A 25,810-nucleotide genomic window follows, 5' to 3' on the forward strand; every position below is an offset into this window, starting at 1 on the left:
GAATTGGCCTATGGCAAATCCGGAAGCACACCGCCGAGTAACTGTTGTACTGTTCCCCGGGTTCGAACTCTTAGACGTTTTTGGGCCGGTTGGCCTTTTTGGTCATGTCCCAGAGATTGAGGTCGAATATGTCGCCGACATTGCCGGTTCGATAACCAGCGCTCAGGGGGCGGAGGTTATCGCCACGCGCTGCACCGCTGAACTCGAGGCAGTCGATATTCTCCTGGTGCCCGGTGGAGCAGGGAGCAGAACACTAGTTGAGGATGCAGAGTTTTTGGACTGGCTTAAGCACATCGGGTCCCGGGCGCGGTTAGTGGCATCGGTCTGCACGGGGTCGGCACTGCTAGCTGCGGCTGGGCTACTTGAAGGAAAGCGGGCAACTAGTAATAAGTTGGCTTTTGATTGGGCTACCTCGTTCGGAAACGAAGTGACGTGGGTGAAAGCGGCTCGATGGGTTGAAGACGGAGATCGCTGGAGCTCATCAGGAGTCGCAGCAGGTATGGATATGGCTGTTGCTTTAATTAGCAGCATCCTTGGCAAGGAAGCTGGTCGATTCGCCGCCAGAAAAATTGAGTATCGGCCTCAGACAGACGGCACTGTCGATCCTTTTGCGGATTTAGCGAAATAGCGGCGCCGGGCTTTTTCTAAATATCGAAACCGTCGAATCCGCCGTCGAAAAATCCGCCGCCGTCGCCGCCGCCGTCGCCGCCACCGAAGAGGCCGTCGAAGAAGCCTCCGCCGTCGCCTGCGTCACCGGCATCTGCACCGCCGCCACCGAAGTCGCCGCCAAGGTCATCTCCACCGAAATCGTCGCCACCGAAGTCTTCGGCTCCAAAGTCCTCGGTGCCGCCGAAGTCGTCAGCGCCGGTGCCCATGCCGCTGGCGAACTCATCAGCGCCGTAGGCAACACCGGCCATACCGTGGAAGAGGGTAGAGAACAGCAGCATCGAGCCTGCGGTCCAGACACCGGTGCGGAGCGCGGACTTCCACCAGGGCTCGGAGTACCAACCGGCCGGAACCGGACGGCCAGCGACACGACCACCGGGGTAGTAGTTCGGAGTTTCCGGGGTGGCGTATGGAGAGGCGGTAACCGAGTGGCCTTCGTGCTCAATGGTGCGAGTTTCGGTCACAGAACCAGCGGCCTTCTGACCCTCCAGCGGTGGCAGTGTCGGCCCCGCCGGCAGGCCCATAATTTCGCGAGCCGCATTGATGTAGTGCAGGCCCTCCAGCGCCGATTCGCGGGCCATTCGCGCCTGTGCCGGGGTGCGCGCAGTAGAAATCTGCGAGGAAGCGGCATTGTAGCGCTCGGATGCGTCAGCAAGAGCCTGCGTGGAAGCCGAATCGGTGCCAGCCAGGTTCAATACCTGTGAGCCCAGTCGCTCAATCCATCGGCGGGCGTCTGCGACGGCGTCTTCCAATTGATTGTTCTGGCGAGCATCAAAGGCCCTGTTTGAACGGTTTTGAGCCATCGACGCGATGATAATTGCGCCGCCGACGGTGATCGCGATCAGAATTAAAGCCCCCATGGGCTAGGCCTCCAAAAAGGAAATTGCGGGTACTGCTTGTAATTACTTGAGATAACGCATGTAGAGCGAAAAAAGTTCCCGAGCTTACATATCTGTCCGACAGATGTAGCTCGGGAACCAGGAAATGATTGGGTATGGGTAGGTATCTATGATTCGGCGGAGTCGGTGCTCTTGGTGCGGCTCTTCCGATTGGCGTGCCATGCGCGAACTTCTTCGGAATCCCACAGGGTCAACCCATGAAGCTTCGCGACGGGTTCAGGAGCCTTCTTGCGGCCAGCGTAGCTGGTGAAAGTGCCACGTGCGGTGCCGGAAAAAGCAGCGCATTCGACCGCGGTCCATAGTTCGTGTCCAGTATCGGCATCGATAATGGTGGGCTTCATGGTGCCCAGAGTACCCGTAGCACTGGATCCTGAACAGAGGTCAGAAGAATTTCTGGTCCCCGGACGTCGGCTCAGAAAGTAAAAACCGGGAGCAATGCGCCCGGTTGCGTGGAGGGGATGACGGGAATCGAACCCGCGTCTTCAGCTTAGAAGGCTGACAAGTGGGGTTCCTAACGTGATTTTTGATTTTTTTGGGGGGACATCGTCAACAACGGGCCGGGGCTCCGATTCGTTCCAGGGGGAGCGGATTTTTCGCGAACGATCCGGTTGCTCTACTCGGTTGCTTTACGACGACCCCGTCGACGCGCGAAACCCATAACATTTTGTTGGAAAACCAAAAACTAGGCGTGATGTGTGACATAGGATGTCGGCATGTCAACCAATGTGCCTGCCAATGACCGAACTCTCCATCCTCAGCCGCGCACGTCGCCGCTCGCGAAGCCGTTGCATCACGACGTCGATCTGCGGGGTCTGCTGATCGGCACGGCGTCGGCCGCCGGGCAGATCGAGGGGCGGTGACGAGAACAACGACTGGTTCGATTGGGCCCGCGAGCCCGGCAACATCGCCGATGGTTCGACCCCGCTGCGCGCCACCGACCACTGGAACCGGTGGCGGGAGGACAACGAGCTCATGGCGTCGCTGGGTCTGCCCATCGCTCGCATCGGCGTGGAGTGGGCGCGTATCGAACCGCGGCCGGGGGAGTTCGACCATGCGGTGCTGGATCGCTACCGTGAGGAGATTGCCGACCTGCGGGACAAGGGGATTCGTCCGCTGGTGACGCTCCATCACTTCGTCAATCCGCTCTGGTTCGCTCGGCGCGGCGGCTTCACCTCCGATGAATCGCCGGCGGCTTTCCTGCGCTATGCGGAGACGACCGTGCGGGCGCTCGACGACCTCGTCGACGAGTGGATCACCGTCAACGAGCCGAACGTGTACGCCACCCAGGCGCACATGTTCCGCTCGGGCCCGCCGGGCAACCGCTCGTGGGGCGACACGATGGCCGTGCTGCGCAACATGGCGGTGTCCCACATCCGCGGTTACGAGGTCATCCACGGCATCCAGGGGGATCGGGCGAAGGTCGGCATCGCCCACCACGCACGGGCGTTCGCGCCGCGCAATCCGCGCAACCCCATCCACCGCGGCCTGGCGCGGATCAATCGGCATCTGTTCCAGGACATCGTCGCCGACGCGCATCTGGCGGGGAAGTTCCATCCGCTGCTGGGCGGGGCGAAGGTCGGCCGCGGGTTGCCGTCGGGCCGCCACCACGACTTCCTGGGCCTGAACTACTACTCGCGCACGGCCGTCGACAAGTTCGACGACGGCACCTTCGTCGGGGCTCCGGTCAACGACCTCGGGTGGGAAATCCACCCCGAGGGCCTGGTCGAATGCGCCCGCGACCTGAACGAGCGTTTCGGCGGACCGGTCTGGATCACCGAAAACGGCACCTGCGATCTCGGCGATCTGGAGCTGTCGGTCGGTGGCGTGGACGCGGGCGTCGAAAAGCCGAATCCGGCCGGGGACTACGCCAACCCGGACGCCGGGGCTGCCGACCGCAGGCTGGAGTCGTTCCGGCCGCGGTTCATCCTGGAGCACCTGCGGGCCATCGCCGAGTCGGACGTGCCCATCGAGCGCTGGTACCACTGGTGCTTCGTGGACAACTGGGAATGGGCCGACGGCGAAGAGCCGCGATTCGGCATCGTCCACCTGGACTACGAGACGCAGGAACGGACGATGAAGCCGTCGGGCCACCTGCTGGCCGAGCTGGCCCGCACCGGGCGGATCACCCCGGAGCTGCACCGGCGCTACACCGCAGGCCGTCGTTACCCCGTCGCGGACGAACACACCGACCCCAACGTGCGGGCGCAGCCGCCGGAGCCGGATGGGGTGCAGGGATGAGCTCCTCCGAACACGCCGGCTCCTCCGAACGCGCCATCTCCGACGTCGGGCGTTTCACCGCCGACCCCGCCCAGCGCACGCCGGTGACCACCGGCTGGATCGTGCGGTACGGCCTGCTGTACCTGGGGCAGAACATCTCGTGGGCAGCGCCGACGCAGCTGTTGTTGGCGCAGCAGATCCTCATCTGGCATCCGGGGGAGAAGGAGGAGAAGTTCGCGCTCCTCATGGCGGTCGGCGGGTTCTTCTCCATCATCGGGCATCCGCTGGCCGGGTGGTTGTCGGACCGCACGGACACGCGCTGGGGCCGCCGCGCCCCGTGGATCCTCTTCGGCGGGCTGGCGGCGGCCGGGTCGCTGGTGTTCCTGGGCGCCGCGCCGGGCTTCATGGCGTTGACCATCGGGTGGGCGGTGTTCCAGCTGGCCATCGCGGCGTCAATCAACGCGGCCCAGGCGGTGGCGCCGGATACGGTGCCGGACAATCAGTACGGCGTGGTCTCGGGTGTGCTGGGGCTGACGTACACCCTCGGCGTGGTGCTGGGCACCGTCGTGGCCACGGTGTTCGACCTGGGGCTGGCGTACATCGTCACCGCGGCGCTGCTGCTGGTGCTCATCGGCCAGTTCCTGCCGGGCTTCCGCGACGTGTCCCGGGTGCGGTCGCAGGCGGCCGCATCTCCGGTGCTTGACGACGCCGGCGGGGACGCTGACGCCGTGGTGCCCGCCGTCGCCGAGGTGCCCGGAGGGCTCTACCGCGACTTCACGTGGGTGTTCATCGCCCGGTTCCTGGTGACCACGGGCAACTCGGTCGCGTTGTTCTACCTGTTCTATTACCTGCGCGATCACATCGGCCACCCCGATCCGGATGCCGGCGTGCTCGTCCTCACCGGCGCGTATGCCCTGTGCGTCATCGTCACCGCGATCCTGTCGGGCAAAGTGTCCGACAAGATGGGCAAGCGCCGGGTGTTCGTGGCGTTGTCGTCGATGGGCGTCGCCGGGGCCTGCGCGATCATGGCGTTCGCCGGGAGCTTCGCCATGGTCGTCGGCGCGGCGGTGCTGTTGGGTCTGTCGTGGGGCGTGTTCATGGCCGTCGATCAGGCCCTGATCAACCAGGTGCTGCCCAAGGCCGATGAGCGCGGGCGTGACGTGGGCGTCATGAACCTCGCCGTCGCCGGCCCGAACATGGCCGCCCCGGTGCTCGCCGCCTTCGCGTTGGCGAACCTCGGCGGGTACCCCGGCCTGTACGTTTTCGCGGGCGCGCTCACCGCCGTCGGTGCGGTGCTGGTGTACCGGGTGCGGTCCGTGCCCTGATCTCCGTGCGTTGAACAGCGTGCGGCCGGTGCCTTAATCTTCGTGCCTTGAACGGCGTGCGGTCGGCGTTACGGTTTGATACCGTTCGTTGCAGTCGATGAAAGGTGTTTATCCCCGTGCGCCCCACGAAGAAGTTGTCCCCCGCCGCATTCGGCGCAGCGTCCCCCGCCGTCTCCTCTGTGGAGACCGGTGCCGAGGCCCGGTCCGCGAGCCGAGTCTCAGCGGCCCCGTCGTCCCGGACGTCCTTCGTCCGCAGGGCGTTGGCCCCGGTCACGGCGCTCGCGCTGGCGGGCACGTTGCTGTCGGTGCCGCAGGCGTCGGCCGGCGGCTCCGCCGGTCCGGCCGATCTCGGCGGGTTGGACTGGGGCGCGTGCCCGACCGCGGCGATGACCGCGCCGGGCACCGTGTGCGCGGACATCGACATGCCACGTGATTATTCCGACCCGGAGGGCGCGACGATTTCCCTCACTGTCAGCCGGGTTCCGGCGACGGGGGAGCGCCGTGGCGTCATCGCAGGCAATCCGGGCGGCCCCGGCGGCGACGCGTTGGGAATGTTCTCCGACGAGGCCGTGAGGATGCCGACCGCCGTCCGGGAGCACTTCGACCTCATCGCCGTCGAGTCGCGCGGCCTGGCCTGGGGCACCCCGCTGAACTGCAACGTGGCGGACATCCCGATGACGGGTCTGCTCTCCGGGCAGGTCGGCGCGATGTACGCCTCCTGCGAAGCCAATGAACCGGGATACGCGGCGACCATCACCACGGAGAACACCGCTCGCGATCTCAACCATGTCCGCGACGTGCTCGGCCAGGACGTCATGCACCTCTACGGCCTGTCCTACGGCACGGATCTGATGAGCACGTACGCGACCCTGTTCCCGGACAAGACGGGCCGGATGGTGCTGGATTCCTCGGTCGATCCTGCCGACCGTTACTTTCGGCTCGGAGACTCGCGCGAGCCGTGGCGCCGCGAGGCTCTCAACGCGATGTTCCAGTGGATCGCCGACCGTGACGACGAGTACGGCCTGGGCACCACCGCCCTGCAGGTGTACGCGCGCTGGTCGCAGCGCATCAACGAGGAGGTTGGCGCGCCGGGTCAGGTCTACCCGCCGCCGACGCAGGTGGGCGACGTGCCCGCCGCCTTCGCCGACGACCCGGAGGCGTTCATGCAGCTGGCCGACGGCGTTCTGCCCGTCGCGTGGCGCAGCCATTCCTTCGCGGCGAACCTGATGCGCCCCGGCGCCGGCAATCAGTCGGTGCTGCTGCAGCAGACCTTCGCGGCGACGTACTCGGAGAGCATGTGGCCCGACATCGCCGACGCCGTGGTCACCGGCGAGGTGGAGACCCCCGAACTACCCGAGGGCGTGACCCCGGAAGACATGATGGCGCAGACCGAGGCGATGGGAACCATCGAGCGGGCGATCATCTGCAACGACAACGTCACCGCCGCCGACCCGTCCCGCATTCCCCGCACGTACCTCGACCAGTTCACCGGCGGCGACATCTTCCGCCTCAACGCCGATGCGCTGTCGTCGGGGCAGCTATGCCTCGGCTGGCCGGGGCAGGGCGCTGCCGTGGAACTCAGCGGCGACGCCCTCGAGTCGAAGCCGCTGCTGCTCCACTACGACCGCGATGCGGCGGTGACCGGCACGGGCGGCCGCGCGATGCAGGCGGTCATGGGCGGCGAGCTCATCGAGCTGCCGGGCCACGGCCACGGCGTGCTCGTCGCCCACAACGACGCCGACGAGATCGCCAACGTCGTCGCCGCCCACTACTTGGGCTGACCGGTCATGCCGGGCTGACCGGTCCGAGATTGGGCCGGCTACTTGCCCTTCGCCTCGTGGCCTTTCTGCCACTCGCGCACGTCGTCGGAGTTCCGCGGGTTCAGCCCGTGGAGCTTCGCCGCCGGCACCGGCGCTTTGCCACGGCCCGCATAGCTGGTGAACGTGCCGCGCGCGGTACCGGTGAACTCCGCGCATTCGGCGACGGTCCACAGCTCGACGCCGGTGTCCTTGTCGATGATGCGAGGATTCATGCCGCCGGGACTAGTTGTGCGTGACGACGGCAAAAGACCCGACATGACAGTGCCACCGACTTGTTACCGACGCTGTATGAAACCGTGACGCGCGCACGCGGTCGTGACATGCCTGTGACGGATTTCGGGACGGATCCCGTCAAAAAGAAGAACACCCTCCGACGCTGGCCGGAGGGTGCTTTCACATGGAGGGGATGACGGGAATCGAACCCGCGTCTTCAGCTTGGAAGGCTGAGGTATTAGCCACTATACGACATCCCCATAGACAGAAATCCGGTTTAGATGCGCACTCGCCTCAACCAGACCGTGTCTTGGTACAAGGCATATTAACTCGTTAAAGCGCACATACAAAAATCGATGCCAGGTTTTTCTCGAAGGATTTAAAGAAAAGTGGCTGTGGCCGGGAAAAACAGAAAATGAAACTAAAGCAATATGGGGTATATGAAACAGGCGTATAGCCGTTGATTACACTGTCACACGACTCAACAAAGGGGCAGTCGTTTTAGGCGGCTTCTTTGGAGGGTCGGCCGACGAATGGAGTGTTTGCAGTAAACGAGGCCGCCAAAAGCAGTGCCGAGGTGATGCAAACGCCCTGTGATATGCATGGATTTCATGAAACCAGTAGTAGTTGGCAGGTTGGCTCTCGATGGCGTCGTAAAGCGTTTTCAGACAGAGTAATGGCCTGGTTGAACGCGTGGTTTTGTGATTTCGTTAATCGTCAGGTAAATCTATACGGGTCCGTTGTGGAAACGCGATTTCGCGACTATGAGGGCCCCGGTGCAGATGCTCCAAAGGGGTTTCTGCTAGGTTTCGAATGACGCATACGGGGTATGGCGCAGCTTGGTAGCGCGTCCGCTTTGGGAGCGGAAGGCCGTGGGTTCAAATCCCGCTACCCCGACCAGTATCACGGGCACTCCCGTGGTCTATGAATTAATCATCGAGTTGCAGGAGAGTGCACCAGTGAAGTCTTCCGTTGAGAAGCTCAATGAGACCCGAGTGAAGATTACCGTCGAGGTCCCGTTTGACGAGCTGAAGCCAGAGTTCGACAATGCCTACAAGGCACTGGCTCAGCAGGTCCAGATTCCGGGCTTCCGTAAGGGCAAGGCACCGGCAAAGCTGATTGAGGCCCGCTTCGGCCGCGGCCCAATCCTGGAGCAGGTGCTCAACGACATGGTTCCGTCCCGCTACGACGAGGTCGTTCGTGAGGAGGAGCTGAAGGTTATCGGTCAGCCTGAGGTTGACATCACCAAGCTGGAAGACGGCGAGCTCGTCGAGTTCACCGCTGAGGTCGACGTCCGTCCGGAGATTGGGCTGCCGAAGTTCGAGGACATCGCAGTTGAGGTTGACCCGCTGGTCGCCGACGAGGAAGCTGTTGAGGCTGAGCTGCAGAACCTGCTCGCTCGCTTCGGCACCCTGACCGGCGTTGAGCGCGCAGTTGAGAAGGATGACTTCGTCTCCATCGACCTGTCCGCCACTATCGACGGTGAAGAGCTGGAAGAGGCTTCCACCGAGGGACTGTCCTACCAGGTTGGCTCCGACGATCTGATTGACGGCCTGGATGAGGCTGTTGTTGGCCTGTCCCAGGGCGAGTCCAAGGAATTCACCACCAAGCTGGTTGCTGGCGAGCACGAGGGCGAGGACGCTCAGGTCACCGTTACCGTTCAGTCCGTCAAGGTCCGCGAGCTGCCGGAAGCTGACGACGACTTCGCTCAGATGGCTTCCGAGTTCGACACCATCGAGGAGCTGAAGGAAGACCTGGCACGCCAGGTCGAGAACACCAAGAAGGGCGAACAGGCTCAGCAGGTCCGCGACAAGGTCCTGGCTGCCGCAATGGAGCAGACCACAATCGCTCTTCCGGAGGGTGTTGTCAAGGAGCAGGTCGAGGGCCAGCTGCAGCAGCTGCTGGGTCAGTTCGGCGGCGACGAGAAGGTTCTGAACTCCATGCTGGAGGCCCAGGGCACCACTCGTGAGCAGTTCGACGAGGACTCCAAGAAGTCCGCTGAGGAAGCTGTTCGCACCCAGCTGTTCCTGGATGCACTGGCTGAGGAGATCCAGCCGGACGTTTCCCAGCAGGAGCTCACCGACCACATCCTGTTCACTGCTCAGTCCTACGGCATGGACCCGAACCAGTTCATCCAGCAGATTCAGCAGTCCGGCCAGCTCGGCAACCTGTTTGCAGACGTTCGCCGCGGCAAGGCTCTGGCCACCTCGATCCTGAAGGCTTCCGCCAAGGACACTGAGGGCAACGAAATCGATCTGAACGAGTACTTCGGTGAGGTCGAAGCTGAGGCTGAGAAGGCTGAGTCCGACAAGGCTGAGGACAACTCGGCTGAGTAAGCCCCGCCGTTAGCGCGACGCATTCCTTATGCTGCAACGCTTATAGCGAACAAGGGCCGTTCCTGAAACAAAGGGACGGCCCTTTTCGTTACCCTCTAGTGAACGACAAACTCGCACACGTACGAAGAAGGAGTACACAGATGAGCGATAACGCCCAGATGTCGACGAACACGGTTTTCGACAAGCTGCTCAAGGAGCGCATTATTTGGCTGGGTGAGCAGGTCGACGACGAGATTGCCAACAAGCTCTGCGGTCAGATGCTGCTCCTGGCAGCTGAGGACCCGGAGGCGGATATCTCGCTGTACATTAACTCCCCGGGTGGCTCCGTCACCGCCGGCATGGCCATTTACGACACCATGCAGTTTGTTCCGTGCGACGTGGCTACCTACGGCATGGGCTTGGCAGCTTCCATGGGTCAGTTCCTGCTCGCCGCAGGTGCTAAGGGCAAGCGTTACGCACTGCCGCACGCCCGCATTATGATGCACCAGCCATCTGCAGGTATTGGCGGTACCGCATCCGACATCACCATTCAGGCTGAGCAGTTCGCTGCCACCAAGAAGGAGATGGCTCGTCTGATTGCGCAGCACACCGGTCAGCCGGTCGAGCGCATTGAGGAAGACTCGGACCGCGACCGCTGGTTTACCGCAGCTGAGGCTAAGGAATACGGCCTGGTTGACCACGTCGTGACCGCTCTCAAGGACACCGCACGCTAAAAGCGGACAGTAGCGAATAATTAGAGGCGATTTAATCAACATGGAGATGAACAATATGCAGATGCCGCAGTCGCGCTACGTGCTTCCTTCTTTCGTGGAGCACTCCAGCTTTGGTGCTAAGGAATCCAACCCATACAACAAGCTCTTCGAAGAGCGCATTATCTTCCTCGGCTCCCAGGTCGATGACACCGCCGCTAACGACATCATGGCGCAGTTGCTGGTGCTTGAGGGCCTGGACCCGGATCGTGACATCACGATGTACATCAATTCCCCAGGCGGCTCCTTCACCTCGCTGATGGCCATCTACGACACGATGCAGTACGTGCGTCCCGACGTGCAGACCGTGTGCCTGGGCCAGGCTGCCTCCGCGGCAGCCGTGCTGCTCGCTGCGGGTGCACCGGGTAAGCGTGCAGCTCTGCCGAATGCGCGCGTTCTCATTCATCAGCCGGCTACCCAGGGAATCCAGGGCCAGGTTTCCGACCTGGAGATTCAGGCGAACGAAATCGAGCGCATGCGCAAGCTGATGGAGGAGACGTTGGCTCGCCACTCCGGTCGCACTGCAGAGCAGATCCGCAAGGACACCGACCGTGACAAGATCCTGACCGCTGAAGAGGCCGTCGAGTACGGCATCATCGACCAGGTCTTCGAGTACCGCAAGCACAACGCCTAAATGGGGACATGGTCTCTTTGGAGTGCTGCGCACTGGCCGTCGTAAAGCACCGGGCGAGATCGCGTGAAATTCGCCTCGCCCCTGGCGTGGAAGCCGGTATTTGCGCACACTCACGGTAGGCTGGTCTGAAGCAGTTATTGGCAACGAAGCGGAAAGGCGGCGGCGGGAGCCTCATGGCGCGTATGCAAGAAAGTGCGGATTTGCTGAAGTGCTCTTTCTGTGGAAAGAGTCAGAAGCAGGTCAAGAAGCTGATTGCCGGACCTGGTGTGTACATCTGTAATGAGTGCATCGAGCTCTGCAACGAGATCATCGAAGAGGAGCTCAACACCGGCGGCGAGGCAACTGGCAACGACGACCGCCTGCCGCGGCCGATGGAAATTCGCGACTTCCTCGATGAGTACGTCATCGGCCAGGACATGGCTAAGCGCACCCTAGCGGTAGCGGTCTACAACCACTACAAGCGCCTTCGTGCTGCGGAGACCAAGTCGGACAACGACGTCGAGCTGCAGAAGTCGAACATCCTCTTGCTGGGGCCGACTGGCTGCGGCAAGACTTACCTCGCGCAGACACTGGCTCGCAAGCTGGATGTGCCGTTCGCGATTGCTGACGCCACCAGCCTGACCGAGGCCGGCTATGTCGGTGAGGACGTGGAGAACATCCTGCTGAAGCTGCTGCAGGCGACTGATTTCGACGTCGAGAAGGCACAGCGCGGCATCATTTACGTCGATGAGATTGACAAGATTTCGCGCAAGTCCGAGAACACTTCCATCACTCGCGATGTCTCCGGTGAAGGTGTGCAGCAGGCGCTGCTGAAGATTCTCGAGGGAACCGTAGCCGCCGTGCCCCCGCAGGGTGGGCGCAAGCTGCCGAACCAGGAGTTCATTCAGTTCGACACTTCCAACGTCCTGTTCATCGTCGCCGGTGCGTTTGCCGGTCTGGAAAAGGTCGTTCAGGAGCGTGTCGGTAAGAAGGGCCTGGGCTTCGGCGCAGATGTCACCTCGGCTAACGACGAGGACATGAAGGATCCATTCCGCGACGTGCTGCCGGAGGATCTCGTTCGATTCGGCCTGATTCCTGAGTTCATTGGCCGCCTTCCCGTTATCGCATCGGTCACCAACCTCGATGAGGACGCGCTGGTTCGTGTACTCACCGAGCCGAAGAACTCCCTGGTTCGCCAGTACCAGCACCTGTTCGACATGGACGGTGTGCGCCTTACCATCGACGATGAGGCACTGCGCGCCATTGCTGCCAAGGCGATTAGCCGCAATACCGGCGCCCGTGGTTTGCGCGGCATCATGGAAGAGATCCTGGTTCCCGTGATGTTCGAGGTACCAGAGCGTGACGACGTCGCGGAGGTCATTGTCCACAAGGAATGCATCACGGACGGTGCAGCGCCGGAACTCGTTGAACGCAGCGAGGATAAGAAGACTGCGTAAAGGTAGCTAAAAACCCGGTTAGAGTAGCCGCTCTAACCGGGTTTTGATGTCTGTGTGGAGCCCTAGTCGTCCATGCCGTAGATGTCGCGGTAATCCGGGGCATCGTCAGTAGTCAAGTCCTGAGTCTCTGGGTTGGGCTGATCGCCGTAGACCTCTGCGCCAAGCGCGGACGAGTTGGCGCCATGGGAGGCCAGCAGGGAAGTGTACGAGCTGCCCGGTTCGTTGCGAGGCGAGGATGTCAACAGGCTGGTCACAGTGTCCTGAGCGAACTCACGCAGCTTGTCCGACAACACTGTCGACTGCATTTCAATGCCGTAGAGGTTTTCAAAAGTCCGCTGGTGCAGGGTGGGGAAGGTGGCCAGCGACAGCACGAGAATATAAAGATCAAGTGCGGAAATATCAGTGCGGAATGCACCATAATCGCGACCGAGCAACAAGATGCGGTCAAACTCCAAAACAATTGGGCTCTGACCACCAAGCCCAGTCACGCCTTCTAGCGGCAGGACCGGATGTAGGTTTTCCTGGATGATGAACCGCACGGCGAGCGGGTTCGCCGAGAAGTAGTCATAGATAACACCGACCACATGCTGCAGGGCTTCCACCGGCACATTGGAGTGCGGGCGCAGGTCGTCGTCGTCAGGCCTTACGGTCTCCAGCACATGTGCCCACGTCGCCCTGTAGAGTCCCAACTTGTCACCACAGTGGTAGTGAAGCATGCGCTTGGAGACACCAGAGGCGGCAGCAATGGCATCCAAACGGGCATCTGCATACCCCTTTGCGGTGAATTCTTGAAGTGCTGCCACCAAGACTGCATGGGGGATTGCATCAGAGGAGCCTGGAGACTTCATGAAAATCCTTTGCTTGGACTAGAGGGCGACTACGGGGTTTTGGCTATCTAACGGGGGTGAAATTGCTCGGTCGCGGACTTCTTTCTAGTGAAATGAGTACATGACCGTAAGTCATGCCTAATGCTATCCGTTTTTCAGAATTGGCCTGAGCCCGTCGCCCCCGTCTGCGCCAATTCTGTAGTCGCATTAGAGTGGGCAGCGAATTGATTCTCTCTCGAGAAAGGCCTGAAGTGAACAAGACTCCCGTAAAGGTTGCAGTTACCGGCGCCGCCGGACAGATCGCTTACTCCCTGCTCTTCCGCATTGCCAGCGGTTCGGTTTTCGGCCCTGAGACCCCGGTTGAGTTGAACCTGCTGGAGATCACTCCGGCGCTGCACGCCACCGAAGGCGTCGCCATGGAGCTGTTTGACTCCGCCTTCCCGCTTCTGACTGGCATCAACATCACCGATGATCCGGCAAAGGCATTCGACGGTGCCAACGCCGCCTTCCTGGTCGGTGCAAAGCCGCGCGGCAAGGGCGAGGAGCGCTCCGCACTGCTGGGCGCCAACGGCAAGATCTTCGGCCCGCAGGGTGCTGCACTGAATGATCACGCAGCAGACGACATCAAGGTTCTGGTTGTCGGCAACCCGGCCAACACCAACACCATGATTGCCGCATCCCACGCTAAGGACATCCCGGCAGAGCGCTTCACCGCCATGATGCGCCTGGACCACAACCGTTCCCTGTCTCAGCTGTCGGAAAAGATTGGTGTTCCGACCACTGAGATCAAGAACATGATTGTCTGGGGTAACCACTCCGCAGACCAGTTCCCGGACATCACCTACGCCACCATTGCAGGCGAGAAGGTCTCCGACAAGGTGGACGCTGCGTGGGTCGAGCAGGACTTCATTCCGCGTGTCGCCAAGCGTGGCGCAGAAATCATCGAGGTCCGTGGTTCCTCCTCCGCAGCTTCCGCTGCCGCAGCCGCAGTTGACCACATGCGTGACTGGGTCACGGGTACCCCAGAGGGCGAGTGGGTCTCTGTCGCCCTTCCGTCCGATGGCTCCTACGGCATCGACGAGGGCCTGGTCGCTGGTGTTCCGTGCTACGCCAAGGACGGCGAGTGGGTTCGCGTTGAGGGCCTGGATCTCTCCGAGGTTCAGCGCGCTGGCATCGAGCGCAACGTCAAGGCACTGCGCGAAGAGCGCGAGGCTGTTAAGGACCTGCTGGTCTAAGAGCTGTTCAACGGCCGTTTAGAGGCGCTCTCTTGTGATGATTTCACAAGAGAGCGTTTTTATTTTGCGCGGTAATCGCGGTTTGGCTCGGAGCGGGAGAAAGGCTTGAATTAGGCGGTGTATAAGTCGCTGATGGCAGATATGGGTGGGGCGCAAGGGCCGTCGTAAAGCCCCTGGAAAACCAAATCCGGGCAAGGCGCTAAGATGTGACGCGTGACTGAGAACAACGTGGACCTAAACAGAGCAGATAAGTTGCCCAAGTCGTGGAACCCGGCTGACGTGGAGTCGGACCTGTACCAGGGCTGGGTAGACGCTGGCTATTTCGAGGCTGATCCGTCTAGCTCCAAGCCGGCTTACTCTATTGTGCTGCCCCCGCCGAATGTGACGGGTCAGCTGCACATGGGCCACGCACTGGACCACACTTTGATGGATGCGCTGGTGCGCCGTAAGCGCATGCAGGGCTACGAGGTGCTGTGGCTGCCGGGTATGGACCACGCGGGTATCGCAACGCAGACCAAGGTCGAGGCGATGCTGAAGGAGTCCGAAGGTAAGGACCGCTTCGATTATGGCCGCGAGGAATTCGTGGAGAAGGTCTGGGAGTGGAAGCACGATTACGGCGGACGTATCGGCAACCAGATGCGCCAGATTGGTGACTCCCTGGATTGGTCCCGTGAGCGCTTCACTCTGGACGAGGGCCTGTCCCGTGCGGTTCAGACGATTTTTAAGGAATTGTTTGACCGCGGCCTGATTTACCGCGCCAAGCGCATGGTCAACTGGTCGCCAGTGCTGCAGACTGCAATCTCGGATATTGAGGTCAAGTACGAGGACGCTGAAGGCGAGCTCGTGTCCTTCCGCTACGGCGATGGGGAAGACTCCATTGTTGTGGCGACGACTCGTGTGGAGACGATGCTGGGTGACGTGGCAATTGCCGTGCACCCGGAGGATGAGCGCTACACGCACCTGGTGGGTAAGGTTCTGGACCACCCGTTCCGCGAGGACCTGAAGATTCAGGTCATCGCCGATGACTACGTGGACCGCGAGTTCGGTACAGGCGCGGTGAAGATCACGCCGGCGCACGATCCGAATGACTTCGCCATGGGCCAGCGCCACGACCTGGATATGCCGGAGGTCATCGACACCACTGGCCGTATCTTCAACACCGGCACGCGTTTCGACGGCATGGATCGTGCGGAGGCCCGTACCGCGCTGACGGAGGCTCTGCGTGAGCAGGGGCGCATTGTCAAGGAGGTCCGCCCGTACGTTCACTCGGTTGGTCACTCGGAGCGCTCGGGTGAGCCGATTGAGCCGCTGCTGAGCTTGCAGTGGTTCGTTAAGGTCGATGAGCTGGCCAAGATGTCCGGCGATGCTGTTCGCGAGGGCGACACGGTTATTCACCCGGCTTCGCAGGAGCCGCGCTGGTTCGACTGGGTCGATGACATGCACGACTGGTGTATTTCCCGTCAGCTGTGGTGGGGCCACCGCATCCCGATTTGGTACGGCCCGAATGGCGAGGTCGTCTGTGTCGGCCCGGATGATGAGGTCCCGACGGGCGACGGCTGGACGCAGGATCCGGATGTGCTGGATACCTGGTTCTCCTCTGCGCTGTGGCCGTTTTCCACGATGGGTTGGCCGGACGCCACCCCAGAGCTGGAGAAGTTCTACCCGACATCCGTGCTGGTCACCGGCTATGACATTCTGTTCTTCTGGGTCGCGCGCATGATGATGTTCTCGACCTTTGCTGCCACCCTGGCTGATTCACCGCTGGGTAAGGGGCGCGACGGTCGTCCGCAGGTGCCGTTTAAGGATGTCTTCCTGCACGGTCTGGTCCGCGATGAGCAGGGTCGCAAGATGTCGAAGTCCCTCGGCAATGGCATTGACCCGCTGGACTGGGTCCGTGACTACGGTGCGGACGCACTTCGCTTCACGCTGGCGCGTGGCGCTAACCCGGGCTCTGACCTGCCGGTCGGTAATGACGCCGCTCAGAGCTCCCGTAACTTCGCCACCAAGCTGTTCAACGCCACCCGCTTTGCGCTGATGAACGGGGCCCACGTGGGCGAGCTGCCGGACCGCGACCAGCTCACCGACACCGACCGCTGGATCCTGGACCGCCTGGAACAGGTCCGCGCCGAGGTTGACGCTGCGCTGGATAAGTACGAGTTCTCCAAGGCCAACGAGGCCCTCTACCACTTCGCATGGGACGAGGTCTGTGACTGGTACCTGGAGATGACCAAGGTTGACTTCCCGCGCCTGAACGACGGCGAAACCATGACCGAGGAGCAGGCCGCCCGCGCCGCCTCCACGCGTCTGGTTCTCGGCCGCGTGCTGGATACGCTGCTGCGTCTGCTGCACCCGTCCATGCCGTTCGTCACGGAGACGCTGTGGAAGGCGCTTACCGACGGCGCGGAGGGCTTCGAGGACTCTCTGGTTATTTCCGCCTGGCCGGATGCCACCATGACCACCGACGGCGCTGCTGTCGACGAGGTTGCCGCACGTCGTATTGCCGATGCCCAGAAGTTGGTCACCGAGCTGCGTCGTTTCCGCAATGACCAGGGTGTGAAGCCGTCGCAGCGCGTGCCGGCACGCATGAACCTGGCGGATGCTGATCTGGCTGCTCAGGAAGAGATGATTCGTTCGCTGGCTCGTGCTGAGGCACCGGAGGATGGATTCACCGCTACCGCTTCCATTGAGGTGCGCCTGTCTCAGGCCACGGTTCTGATCGAGCTGGATACCTCCGGCACCGTCGACGTGGCCGCTGAACGCAAGCGCCTGGAAAAAGACCTGGCCAAGGCCGAGAAGGAACTGGCCGGCACCGAAAAGAAGCTCGGCAACGAGGCCTTCCTGTCCAAGGCTCCGGAGCAAGTCGTGGAGAAGATTAAGACTCGCCACCAGTTCGCACTGGAGGAGATTGACCGCATTAAGGCTCGTTTGGAGGGACTTCCGCAGGCATGACCGAACCACGGGATATCGAACCTCGGGGTGCTGAATCACACGATGAGATTGCAGGGGAGATTCGTTTGAATCTTGGCGGCGAGGACGATTCGGTGGCGCAGGAAGAGTCTGCGGTGCGAGAAGAGTCCACCGCAGCGCCTGAGTTCGAATTCGATCCGGCTGACTCCCAGATCGTCGAGGACCTTGAGCCTCGCGAAATCGCCGGTGTGATGGCCGATGACCGCATGCCCGATGACATGCGCCTCGGTGAGGTCTCCGTGTCCGAGGAAGGCCTGAGCCTGCCGGTCGATGTGGACCGCCCGGTCAATGAGCCGGCCCCGCTGGAGGCCACCGCCGAGGAGCTGCGTGAGCTCGCAGAGGTCGAAGCCGAGCTGGATCAGCGTTGGCCGGAGACCAAGATCGACCCATCGCTCGAGCGCATCGAGATGCTGATGGACATCCTCGGCCATCCCGAGCGTGCCACTCCGGTCATTCACGTTGCCGGCACGAATGGCAAGACTTCCACTGTGCGCATGATTGAATCGCTGGTGCGCGCTCTCGGTCGTCGCACCGGCCGCACCACCAGTCCGCATCTGCAGCTGGTTACCGAGCGCATCGCCATCGATGGCCAGCCCATTCATCCACGCGATTACGTGCGCATCTGGCGCGAGATTCAGCCCTACGTGGAAATGGTTGACGCCAAGTCCGCCGAAAAGGGCGGCCCGCAGATGAGCAAGTTCGAGGTCCTCACGGCCATGGCCTACGCTGCCTTCGCCGACGCTCCTGTCGATGTTGCCGTGGTGGAAGTCGGCATGGGTGGCACATGGGATGCGACCAACGTGGTGGAGGCCGACGTGGCAGTCATCTGCCCAATCGGTCTCGATCACACGGAGTACCTCGGAGATACCCTGGCTGAAATCGCTTCTGAGAAGGCCGGCATCATCAAGTCGCGGTGGAATAAGGACGACTTGCTCACGCCACCGGACAATGTCGCCATTGTCGGCGAGCAGGAACCGGAAGCAATGGACGTCGTTTTGCGACGTGCCGTGGAAATGGATGCCTCGGTCGCCCGTGCTGGGGTTGAGTATGGCGTCGTCAGTCATCAGCTGGCGGTCGGCGGGCAGAACCTGACGCTCAAGGGCCTGGCCGGCGAGTATGACGACATCCATCTGCCGCTGCACGGTCCGCATCAGGCGCGTAACGCAGCCACAGCACTGGCTGCGGTGGAGGCGTTCTTCGGCGCAGGTCCGGGGCGTCCGCTCAACATTGATGCGGTTCGCGAAGGCTTTGCGACGGTCGCATCGCCCGGCCGCCTGGAGCGCGTGCGCTCGACCCCGACGGTGTTCATCGATGCCGCCCACAATCCGCACGGTGCCCGTGCGCTACGCACGGCCCTCTCCGCTGAGTTCGACTTCCGCCGTGTCATCGGTGTGCTGTCGGTGCTGGGGGAGAAGGATGCTCGTGGGCTGCTGGTGGAGCTGGAGCCTTACTTCGAAGAAGTGGTTATTACCCAGAACACATCGCCGCGTGCGCTGCACTACGACGACCTGGCTGACCTCGCGGAGGAGATTTTCGGCGAGGAGCGCGTGCATCGCGTACCGACTCTGCCGTCCGCCGTTGAGCTAGCTGTAGCGCTGGCTGAGGAAACCGACACCGGAGACGGTATTGTCTCTGGTTCCGGTGTGATCGTCACTGGATCTGTTGTCACTGCGGGCGAAGCCCGGACACTATTTGGAAAGGACCCGCAATGAGCGAATCTCAGGCGAGCCAGCCACAGGGCAATGGCGCGGAGGATTACACCGCTGCCGACCGCGAGGCCCTGCGCGCCTACCGCGAGGGGCGTGACCTGAGTGAGGGCGGCAAGTATGGCCCGCTCGGTGCGGGACACGATCCGGCTAAGGACCCGCTGAAGGGTCTGCGCGGTGTTATGTCCGGCACGCTGATTATGCAGGCTATTTCGGTGCTGCTTGGTCTGACTGTGGTCACGCGCATTCCCGACGGCCAGATTAACCAGACCTTCTCGGTTACGTACATCACCATCCTGGGCTTGGCTCTGATTGCGATGGCCTTCCTGCAGAAGCAGCCTTGGGCACTGAAGGCGAACATTGTGCTGCAGGTCTTTGGTGTGCTGGCTATCTTCACGCACGTGTCTATGGGCGTGGTGGGTATTTTCTTCGCCCTGGTGTGGGCCTACATTCTGCATCTGCGGAAGAACCTCCTCCAGCGTATGGAGCGCGGTCTGTTGACCACCCAGCACTCGTAAGTCTCCCGCGCTCGTAGTCGCGACTTTCACCCCGCTGCACCACCACTCCGGTGCAGCGGGGTTTGTCATAGTATGATGCTCACCATGACTGAACGTACTCTTATTCTGATCAAGCCGGACGGCGTTTCCCGCGGTCTGGTCGGCGAAGTTATCTCCCGCATCGAGCGCAAGGGCCTGAAGCTGGTCGCGCTTGACCTCCGTGTTGCTGACGAGGCAACTGCGAAGGAGCACTACGCAGAGCACGTCGATAAGCCGTTCTTTGGTGAGCTGGTTGATTTCATCACCTCTGCACCGCTGGTCGCTGGTGTTATCGAGGGCCCGAACGCAATCGCTGCGTGGCGTCAGCTCGCTGGCGGCACCAACCCGGTTGAGGCCGCAACTCCGGGCTCCATCCGCGGTGACTTCGCACTTGAGGTTGCTAACAACGTTGTTCACGGTTCCGATTCTCCGGAGTCCGCTGAGCGCGAGATTGGTATTTGGTTCCCGAACCTCTAAACGTTGACGGTTCAGCATTGACCCGTGAGCGTTGAACTGGCGCCGAACTGAGCAAGCAATTGTTTGCCGGTTCGGCGCTTTTTGCTTGTCGACGACCGTGGGGCGGCCCTTCAGCGGGCTGCACGTGTGAATGCGGGCACGGGCTGCAAATGTGAAACTGTAGGAGTTTATGACACTTTCCGGCAATTTTTCAGGCCATTTCTGTCATAAACGCAGTCAGTAACTCGGATTGGCCCGCCGCCACCAATGTCGGTGCGCGCCACCTGCTCGATATGTGCGACAATGGACAGCAGCAGTAGTGCTCGGGAGTTCGCTCCGGTGGATGAGATATTCCGCCTGTGATCGCTGAATCCCTGAGTCAGCCGGTAGGCCTGCCAATAAGACTTTCATAATTGTTCATCGTTTTCGGCCCTCTATCTGCGTATTTGGCGCAAATGAAGTGGCTGTCGCAACATCGTTGCTCCGCCTGGTTTCCAAGGCCACAACGGATGTAGGCGCACATGGAATGACAAAGAGTGTGCTTCCTGTTGTCGGGTTTTGCGTGGTGGGGTGTCAAGGAGAAACAAATACAGTGGCAAATTTCAGCCAGGATGTTGTCGCTAAGGCACGCGAATTTGATCGTGAGTCAGCGGCTCTGAAAACCCGAGTCCACCACCTGGCCAAGAGCTTGGGGTTGACCTCGAAGGAAACCATCGAAGCACTGGGGCACGCGGGGATCGTCGTAAAGTCCGCTGCGTCCACCATTAATCAAAATCAGCTCGACGCAGTGCTGAATTTCATCGGTGATCATCCAGAGGATGCCTCGCTTGACGACGGATCTACTGCGACCAAGCCAACCGGCGAAGAGCCGGCCGCGAAGGAAAAACAGTCGGCAGGTAAGCCGAACGCGGCGGATGAGAAGTCGGACGAGCAAACCGCAGCTAAGTCCGAGAAGAAGCCAGCTGCGAAGAAGAGCGGCAAGAAGTCGGCTGCGAAGAAGGACACAAAGAAGGCTGCGCCGAAGGCAGAAAAGAAGGCCGACCAGAAGGCAGCTCAGAGCGAAGCGGAGTCGGACGCAGCGCCTGCCGAGGAAGTGACCGAGAAGAAGGACACCAAGAAGTCCTCGGCTAAGAAATCCTCGGCAAACCAGAGCGCAGAGAAGCAGGCTGAAGAGAAGCAGAGCGCAGAGAAGAAGAGCACGACTAAGAAGCGAGCAACGCGTAAGCGGGCTGTGAAGAAGACCGCTGGCGCTCCGGAAGAAACCGCTGCGAAGGACGAGCAGAAGGACTCGAACTCGGTCGTCGAGGAAGCTGTTGAGGCTGTAGTTCAGTCGTCGTCGAAGAAGGCTGCAGATAAGAATGCTTCCGATAAGAAGGCTGCCGACACCGTAGCCGAGACCGCTGAGAAAACCTTCGCTGAGGAAGCTTCCGCCGAAGCACCTGCTGCAAAGAGCGCTGCAGTGACCACACGTCGTGGTCGCCGAGTTCGCCGTGCGGTCCGCACGACCAGCGCTCCAGCAGCAGAGGAAATTCAGGAAGCGCAAGAGCCGCAGAAAACGCAAGAGCCGCAGGATACGCAGGCAACTCAGAGCGAAGCCCTGCAGGACATCGAGCCGCCGGTAGTTCCGGAGCCGCCGGTTGCGGAAGAGCAGACCGCGTTTGCGCCTATCTTCCTGGCTCCGCAGGCTGTTCCGGCCTCGGCCAAGGATTCGGCCACCGAGGATGCAGCTTCGGCTGACAGCGGTGCCTCCAACCAGGGCACCGATGACAACGCGGGGGAGGGGCAGGACGGCTCGTCGTCAAGCGAAACGGAGCGACAGCCGCGCCCGCGTCGTCGCCGTCGTGGACGTGGGCGTCGTAATGATGACGCGCAACAGGCGGAGAAGACCACCGAAAACACAGAGCGCGAGGAAGAGGAAACCCGCGAAGAGGTCGAGGAACCGCAGGCGATTAAGGGATCGACTCGCCTGGAGGCGCAGCGACGTCGCCGTATCGAGCGTCGTGAGGAATCGCGCAAGCGCCACGTAATCTCGGAGGCGGAATTCCTGGCTCGTCGTGAGTCGGTGGAGCGCACGATGGTGGTGCGTGAGCGCAAGCGCCATGACCACGCGGGCATTGTCACTGAGGTGGGCGTGTTGGAAGACGACCTGCTGGTCGAGCACTTCGTTACCTCTGACACGCAGACCACGCAGATCGGCAATATCTATCTCGGTCGCGTGCAGAACGTCCTGCCCAGCATGGAAGCGGCGTTCATCGATATCGGAACCGACCGCAACGGTGTCATTTACGTAGGTGACCTGAACTGGAAGCTGCTGGGCACGAAGTCGCGTTCGCGCAAGATTGAACATGCGCTGAAGGCCGGCGACCAGATTCTGGTCCAGGTGTCCAAGGACCCGATTGGTCACAAGGGTGCGCGTCTGACCACCCACATTTCGATGGCTGGTCGATTCCTGGTGTACGTGCCGGGCGGCCGTAGCGCGGGTATTTCCCGCAAGCTGCCGGAGCCGGAGCGCAAGCGCCTGAAGTCGATTCTGAGCGAGGTTACGCCGGAGGGCTCGGGCACGATTATCCGTACCGCAGCCGAGGGTGTGTCCAAGGAGGCCATCGAGGCCGACATCAAGCGCTTGGAGACGCAGTGGCAGGAGATCTGGGAAGCCTCCGAGGCGGCGAAGGCCAAGCGCGGAGCAAAGCCAATCGCGCTGTACGAAGAGCCGGACATGCTGGTCAAGGTCGTCCGCGACGTCTTCAACGAGGATTTCTCGCGCCTCGTGGTGGAGGGCGATCGCCCGTGGAACACAGTGACGGACTACATCGGCGACCTGGCACCGGAGCTGGAGCCGCGACTGCAGCGCTACTTCGCCAAGGAGCACGGCGGCGCCGATGTCTTCGAGCACTTCCGCATCGATGAGCAGCTGGCCAAGGCACTCGACCGCAAGGTCTGGCTGCCCTCGGGTGGCACGCTGGTCATCGACCGCACCGAGGCCATGACGGTCATCGACGTCAACACCGGTAAGTTCACCGGCGCTGGCGGAAACCTGGAAGAGACGGTCACTCGCAACAACCTGGAGGCCGCTGAGGAAATCGTCCGCCAGATGCGTCTGCGCGATCTGGGCGGCATGATTGTCGTCGATTTTATCGACATGGTGCTGCCGGAAAACCAGGATTTGGTGCTGCGCCGTCTGAAGGAGGCCCTGGGCCGCGACCGCTCGCGTCACGAGGTCTCCGAGGTCACCTCGCTCGGCCTCGTCCAGATGACTCGCAAGCGTCTGGGCACAGGCCTGCTGGAGACCTTCTCCACGCCGTGTAGCTGCTGCAATGGCCGCGGTCTGATTATCCACATCGATCCGGTTGAGCAGGACAATCAGGGCCGTGGCCACAAGAATGGCCGTCGCAACGACGAGCAGGACAAGTCCAAGCGCCGCAACAAGTCGCGCTCGGAGCACAATCCGGCCAACCACCCGGCCGCGCTGGCCATGCACCGCGATCAGAGCGACCAGGCAGGCTCTTCCAAGGCAACGCGTGACGACGACACGGAGACCAACCAGCGCGATAAGGACGCAGCCGACAAGCGTGTCGCAGCTGCTGTCGAAGCTGTCATCGTCTCTTCTGAGAACGATGAGCCGAAGCCGCCGCGTCGTCGCCGGGTTCGTAAGAGCCAGGGCCGAAACGATGAGCAGCGACAGAACGGCCGTGGCCGTCAGGAGCGCCGCGAGCGTACTGAGCAATCGGAGAACTCCAATGACCTGGCTGCTCTGGCTGCCGCAGCTGTTGCGGAAGCCCGTGAGAAGGACCCAGAGGAGCCGTCGGATGACCGTTACATGCCGCAGGAGGGGCAGCGCCGCCGCCGTCGGGCTACGCGTCGCCGTGTAGCGGAGCATGTTGCCGTTGATTCGGCTGCACGCGACGCTGATGACCGCGACGAAGAATATGGTGATCGTCGCAAGCGTTCGGAGCGCCCGACCCGTGCTGAGCGTGCCGAGCGCACCGATAACGGTGGAGGCCGTGGCGAGGCTGAACGCTCCAGCAGCGCTAGCGCTCGACGTCGCCGTCGTCGCGTTGTGCGTCGTACTGCTGTGGATGAAACCACTGCGCCTCAGGCTGAGTCTCAGGCAGCTTCCACCACAGATGTGAGGGAGCCAGCCAAGGATGGCAAGGGCGGCAACGCTAACAAGACCGGTAAGGCTGTGGCCGAGGAGTCCCAGACCTATGAGGAGGCGAAGGAGGCGTTCGAGCGTTCTCCACGCCGTCGTCGTCCGACGCGCGGTAACTCCCGCTCGGATCGCGCACCGCGTCGCGAGGACTTCGAGTCCACTAAGCCAAAGGCGGACGCTGAAGGCAGCAAGGGCGGAGATCGTGCGAAAGACAACCGCGATGACAGCAACCGCAGCACCAACCGCAGCGCCAACCGCAGTGGCGGTGGACGCCGCTCGGGCAAGTCACGGGTTGAGGTCGTAGCAGTCCAGGGCACGGGAGCTCGCCGTAATCGCCGTCGGGCGGTGCGCAGGGTCTCGTCGCAAAGCGATGCCGAAGCGACTGCGCCGAAGCAGCGACAGGGCGCTTCAAACCGCGCTACTAAGCCAGAGCAGAAGCAGGCTAATTGCGGTGCTGCGGCGCCGGAGACGAAACCGGCCAATCGTCGTCGCCGCGTGCGTCGTGCGGTGCGCCGAAGTGGCCAGAACTAGAGATTGGAAATCTGAAATAAGGCCAGATAGAAGGTTGTTTTCCGTTCCCTAAAGCAGGGGGTGGAAAGTGGCTTCGGAAACTGCCCGGGAAGACCGTGAAAACCGATGGGGGACAGGGTCTTACTCGGGCAGTTTGTAATTTAGGGGGATTTTTCGCTACTCTTGACCAGTCGCTGATTAGTAGGCGTATCTGGTCATGCCCACTGGTGCTTGAGGCGCTGGTGGTAAGGAAACGGCCAGAGCGGGGAAATCTACTCGGATTTGGCTTTCGGGTATGTCCCTGAAGTGTTCTGCACACGCAACTAATCGCAATTCCATTGTCCAGTCAAGGAATTACAAAGATTCCTTGAGTCGAGTTTCTCAGATAAAGGGGTAGCCCTCCTATGTACGCGATCGTCAAGACCGGCGGCAAGCAGTACAAGGTTGCCGAAGGTGACCTCGTCAAGGTCGAGAAGATCGAGGGTGAGCCGGGTTCGTCCGTGGCTCTCACCCCGGTTCTGCTCGTCGATGGCGCAGATGTCATTGCGGATGCCGACAAGCTTGCCAACGTTACCGTTAACGCAGAGATCGTCGAGGCCGCTAAGGGCCCGAAGATCCGCGGCATGCACTACAAGAACAAGACTGGCTACAAGCGCCGCTACGGCCACCGTCAGCCGCTCACTGTTCTGAAGATCACCGGCGTCTCCAAGTAAACCGCCGAAATTCCAATTAGCTTTTCCCTAGGAGAAAATCATGGCTACTAAGAAGGGTGCATCCAGCACCAGCAACGGCCGCGACTCCGAAGCTAAGCGCCTCGGCGTGAAGCGCTTCGGCGGCCAGCAGGTTAAGGCAGGCGAGATTCTCGTTCGTCAGCGCGGTACCTCGTTCCACCCGGGTGAGAACGTTGGCCGTGGCGGCGACGACACTCTCTTCGCTCTGAAGGCAGGCGCAGTCGAGTTCGGTACCCGCCGCAACCGCCGCATTGTCAGCATCGTTGAGAATAACTCCTAAGAACAACCCCCGGTTGTCCACATAGGATTACTGCAACGTTGAATATGAGGCAGGTTTAACTGCCTTGCAGAAGAGCCGATTCCTTTCCCACTGCGAAAGGTAATCGGCTCTTTTGTT

General features: G+C 61.5%; 21 protein-coding genes and 2 tRNA genes. 18 read left to right on the plus strand and 5 right to left on the minus strand.

The annotated features are described in order from the left end of the window. Positions 1-628: DJ-1/PfpI family protein (locus CRD18_RS01755; RefSeq protein WP_370550890.1), on the plus strand; the 628-nt coding region annotated here is incomplete at its 5' end. 16 nt (positions 629-644) lie between these two features. On the opposite strand, the gene CRD18_RS01760 is transcribed toward CRD18_RS01755, so the two are convergent. Both CRD18_RS01760 and CRD18_RS01765 read right to left on the minus strand, forming a co-directional pair. Continuing rightward, positions 645-1,526: a hypothetical protein gene (locus CRD18_RS01760; RefSeq protein ID WP_016422295.1), complete on the minus strand. Its 882-nt coding sequence runs from the start codon at positions 1,524-1,526 to the stop codon at positions 645-647. 146 nt (positions 1,527-1,672) lie between these two features. Further along, entirely contained in the window at positions 1,673-1,906 is a 234-nt protein-coding gene (locus CRD18_RS01765; RefSeq protein WP_048734899.1) for a hypothetical protein, read from the minus strand. 372 nt (positions 1,907-2,278) lie between these two features. Between CRD18_RS01765 and CRD18_RS11085 the strand changes: the two genes are divergently transcribed. The 4 genes from CRD18_RS11085 to CRD18_RS01780 all read left to right on the plus strand — a co-directional run bounded on the left by CRD18_RS11085 (position 2,279) and on the right by CRD18_RS01780 (position 6,888). Further along, a complete protein-coding gene (locus CRD18_RS11085; RefSeq protein WP_242451370.1) occupies positions 2,279-2,425 on the plus strand; it encodes a hypothetical protein in 147 nt (48 codons plus the stop codon). A 43-nt stretch (positions 2,426-2,468) separates the two neighbouring features. Then, complete coding sequence (locus CRD18_RS01770; RefSeq protein ID WP_242458658.1) at positions 2,469-3,803, plus strand: glycoside hydrolase family 1 protein; 1,335 nt, start codon at positions 2,469-2,471, stop codon at positions 3,801-3,803. Continuing rightward, the gene (locus CRD18_RS01775; protein WP_016422298.1) at positions 3,800-5,107 is read left to right on the plus strand and encodes an MFS transporter; all 1,308 of its coding nucleotides are present in this window, start codon (positions 3,800-3,802) and stop codon (positions 5,105-5,107) included. The genes CRD18_RS01770 and CRD18_RS01775 overlap by 4 nt, the downstream gene beginning before the upstream one ends. 260 nt (positions 5,108-5,367) lie before the next feature. After that, positions 5,368-6,888, plus strand: a complete 1,521-nt coding sequence (locus CRD18_RS01780; RefSeq protein ID WP_187406469.1) for an alpha/beta fold hydrolase — start codon at positions 5,368-5,370, stop codon at positions 6,886-6,888. Positions 6,889-6,926: 38 nt separating this feature from the next. Here CRD18_RS01780 and CRD18_RS01785 read toward each other — a convergent pair whose 3' ends face one another. Further along, positions 6,927-7,139, minus strand: a complete 213-nt coding sequence (locus CRD18_RS01785; RefSeq protein WP_048735147.1) for a hypothetical protein — start codon at positions 7,137-7,139, stop codon at positions 6,927-6,929. A 186-nt stretch (positions 7,140-7,325) separates the two neighbouring features. Beyond that, positions 7,326-7,400, minus strand: a tRNA-Gly gene (locus CRD18_RS01790). A gap of 563 nt (positions 7,401-7,963) precedes the next feature. On the opposite strand from CRD18_RS01790, the gene CRD18_RS01795 reads away from it, so the two are divergent. From CRD18_RS01795 to clpX, 5 genes are all read left to right on the plus strand, one after another. Continuing rightward, positions 7,964-8,040 (plus strand) — tRNA-Pro (locus CRD18_RS01795). After that, positions 8,013-9,476 carry a trigger factor gene (gene tig, locus CRD18_RS01800; RefSeq protein ID WP_083295680.1) on the plus strand — a complete coding sequence of 488 codons (1,464 nt, stop codon included), beginning with the start codon at positions 8,013-8,015 and terminating at the stop codon, positions 9,474-9,476. Before CRD18_RS01795 ends, tig begins: the two co-directional genes overlap by 28 nt. 140 nt (positions 9,477-9,616) lie before the next feature. Then, entirely contained in the window at positions 9,617-10,189 is a 573-nt protein-coding gene (locus CRD18_RS01805) for an ATP-dependent Clp protease proteolytic subunit (RefSeq protein ID WP_016422302.1), read from the plus strand. Between the two features lie 46 nt (positions 10,190-10,235). Then, positions 10,236-10,859, plus strand: coding sequence for an ATP-dependent Clp protease proteolytic subunit (locus CRD18_RS01810; protein WP_369707172.1), 624 nt, complete (start codon positions 10,236-10,238; stop codon positions 10,857-10,859). 173 nt (positions 10,860-11,032) lie between these two features. After that, positions 11,033-12,295, plus strand: a complete 1,263-nt coding sequence (gene clpX, locus CRD18_RS01815) for an ATP-dependent Clp protease ATP-binding subunit ClpX (protein ID WP_042388518.1) — start codon at positions 11,033-11,035, stop codon at positions 12,293-12,295. 62 nt (positions 12,296-12,357) lie between these two features. Here the strand turns inward: clpX and CRD18_RS01820 are convergent, their stop codons facing one another. After that, positions 12,358-13,143: a TetR/AcrR family transcriptional regulator gene (locus CRD18_RS01820; protein WP_016422305.1), complete on the minus strand. Its 786-nt coding sequence runs from the start codon at positions 13,141-13,143 to the stop codon at positions 12,358-12,360. A 230-nt stretch (positions 13,144-13,373) separates the two neighbouring features. Here CRD18_RS01820 and CRD18_RS01825 point away from each other — a divergent pair, with 230 nt between their 5' ends. The 8 genes from CRD18_RS01825 to rpmA all read left to right on the plus strand — a co-directional run bounded on the left by CRD18_RS01825 (position 13,374) and on the right by rpmA (position 25,693). Beyond that, positions 13,374-14,357, plus strand: a complete 984-nt coding sequence (locus CRD18_RS01825; RefSeq protein ID WP_016422306.1) for a malate dehydrogenase — start codon at positions 13,374-13,376, stop codon at positions 14,355-14,357. A 213-nt stretch (positions 14,358-14,570) separates the two neighbouring features. Beyond that, positions 14,571-17,306, plus strand: a complete 2,736-nt coding sequence (locus tag CRD18_RS01830) for a valine--tRNA ligase (RefSeq protein WP_187406470.1) — start codon at positions 14,571-14,573, stop codon at positions 17,304-17,306. Positions 17,307-17,530: 224 nt separating this feature from the next. Next, positions 17,531-19,036, plus strand: a complete 1,506-nt coding sequence (locus tag CRD18_RS01835) for a folylpolyglutamate synthase/dihydrofolate synthase family protein (RefSeq protein WP_231367219.1) — start codon at positions 17,531-17,533, stop codon at positions 19,034-19,036. Then, on the plus strand, positions 19,033-19,548 hold the full coding sequence (locus CRD18_RS01840) for a DUF4233 domain-containing protein (protein ID WP_049190860.1): 516 nt from the start codon (positions 19,033-19,035) through the stop codon (positions 19,546-19,548). The genes CRD18_RS01835 and CRD18_RS01840 overlap by 4 nt, the downstream gene beginning before the upstream one ends. Positions 19,549-19,632: 84 nt before the next feature. After that, positions 19,633-20,043: a nucleoside-diphosphate kinase gene (gene ndk, locus CRD18_RS01845; RefSeq protein WP_038629458.1), complete on the plus strand. Its 411-nt coding sequence runs from the start codon at positions 19,633-19,635 to the stop codon at positions 20,041-20,043. Positions 20,044-20,614: 571 nt separating this feature from the next. Then, complete coding sequence (locus CRD18_RS01850) at positions 20,615-24,703, plus strand: translation initiation factor IF-2 N-terminal domain-containing protein (RefSeq protein ID WP_187406471.1); 4,089 nt, start codon at positions 20,615-20,617, stop codon at positions 24,701-24,703. A 383-nt stretch (positions 24,704-25,086) separates the two neighbouring features. Continuing rightward, positions 25,087-25,395 (plus strand): 50S ribosomal protein L21, encoded by a 309-nt coding sequence (gene rplU / locus CRD18_RS01855; protein WP_005511541.1) that lies wholly within the window; start codon positions 25,087-25,089, stop codon positions 25,393-25,395. 40 nt (positions 25,396-25,435) lie between these two features. Further along, on the plus strand, positions 25,436-25,693 hold the full coding sequence (gene rpmA, locus CRD18_RS01860; protein WP_016422312.1) for a 50S ribosomal protein L27: 258 nt from the start codon (positions 25,436-25,438) through the stop codon (positions 25,691-25,693). The last annotated feature ends 117 nt before the right edge of the window (positions 25,694-25,810 follow it).

The sequence above is a fragment of the Corynebacterium sp. LK31 genome, from assembly GCF_014335015.1.
In the GTDB taxonomy this organism is placed as follows: domain Bacteria; phylum Actinomycetota; class Actinomycetes; order Mycobacteriales; family Mycobacteriaceae; genus Corynebacterium; species Corynebacterium jeikeium_D.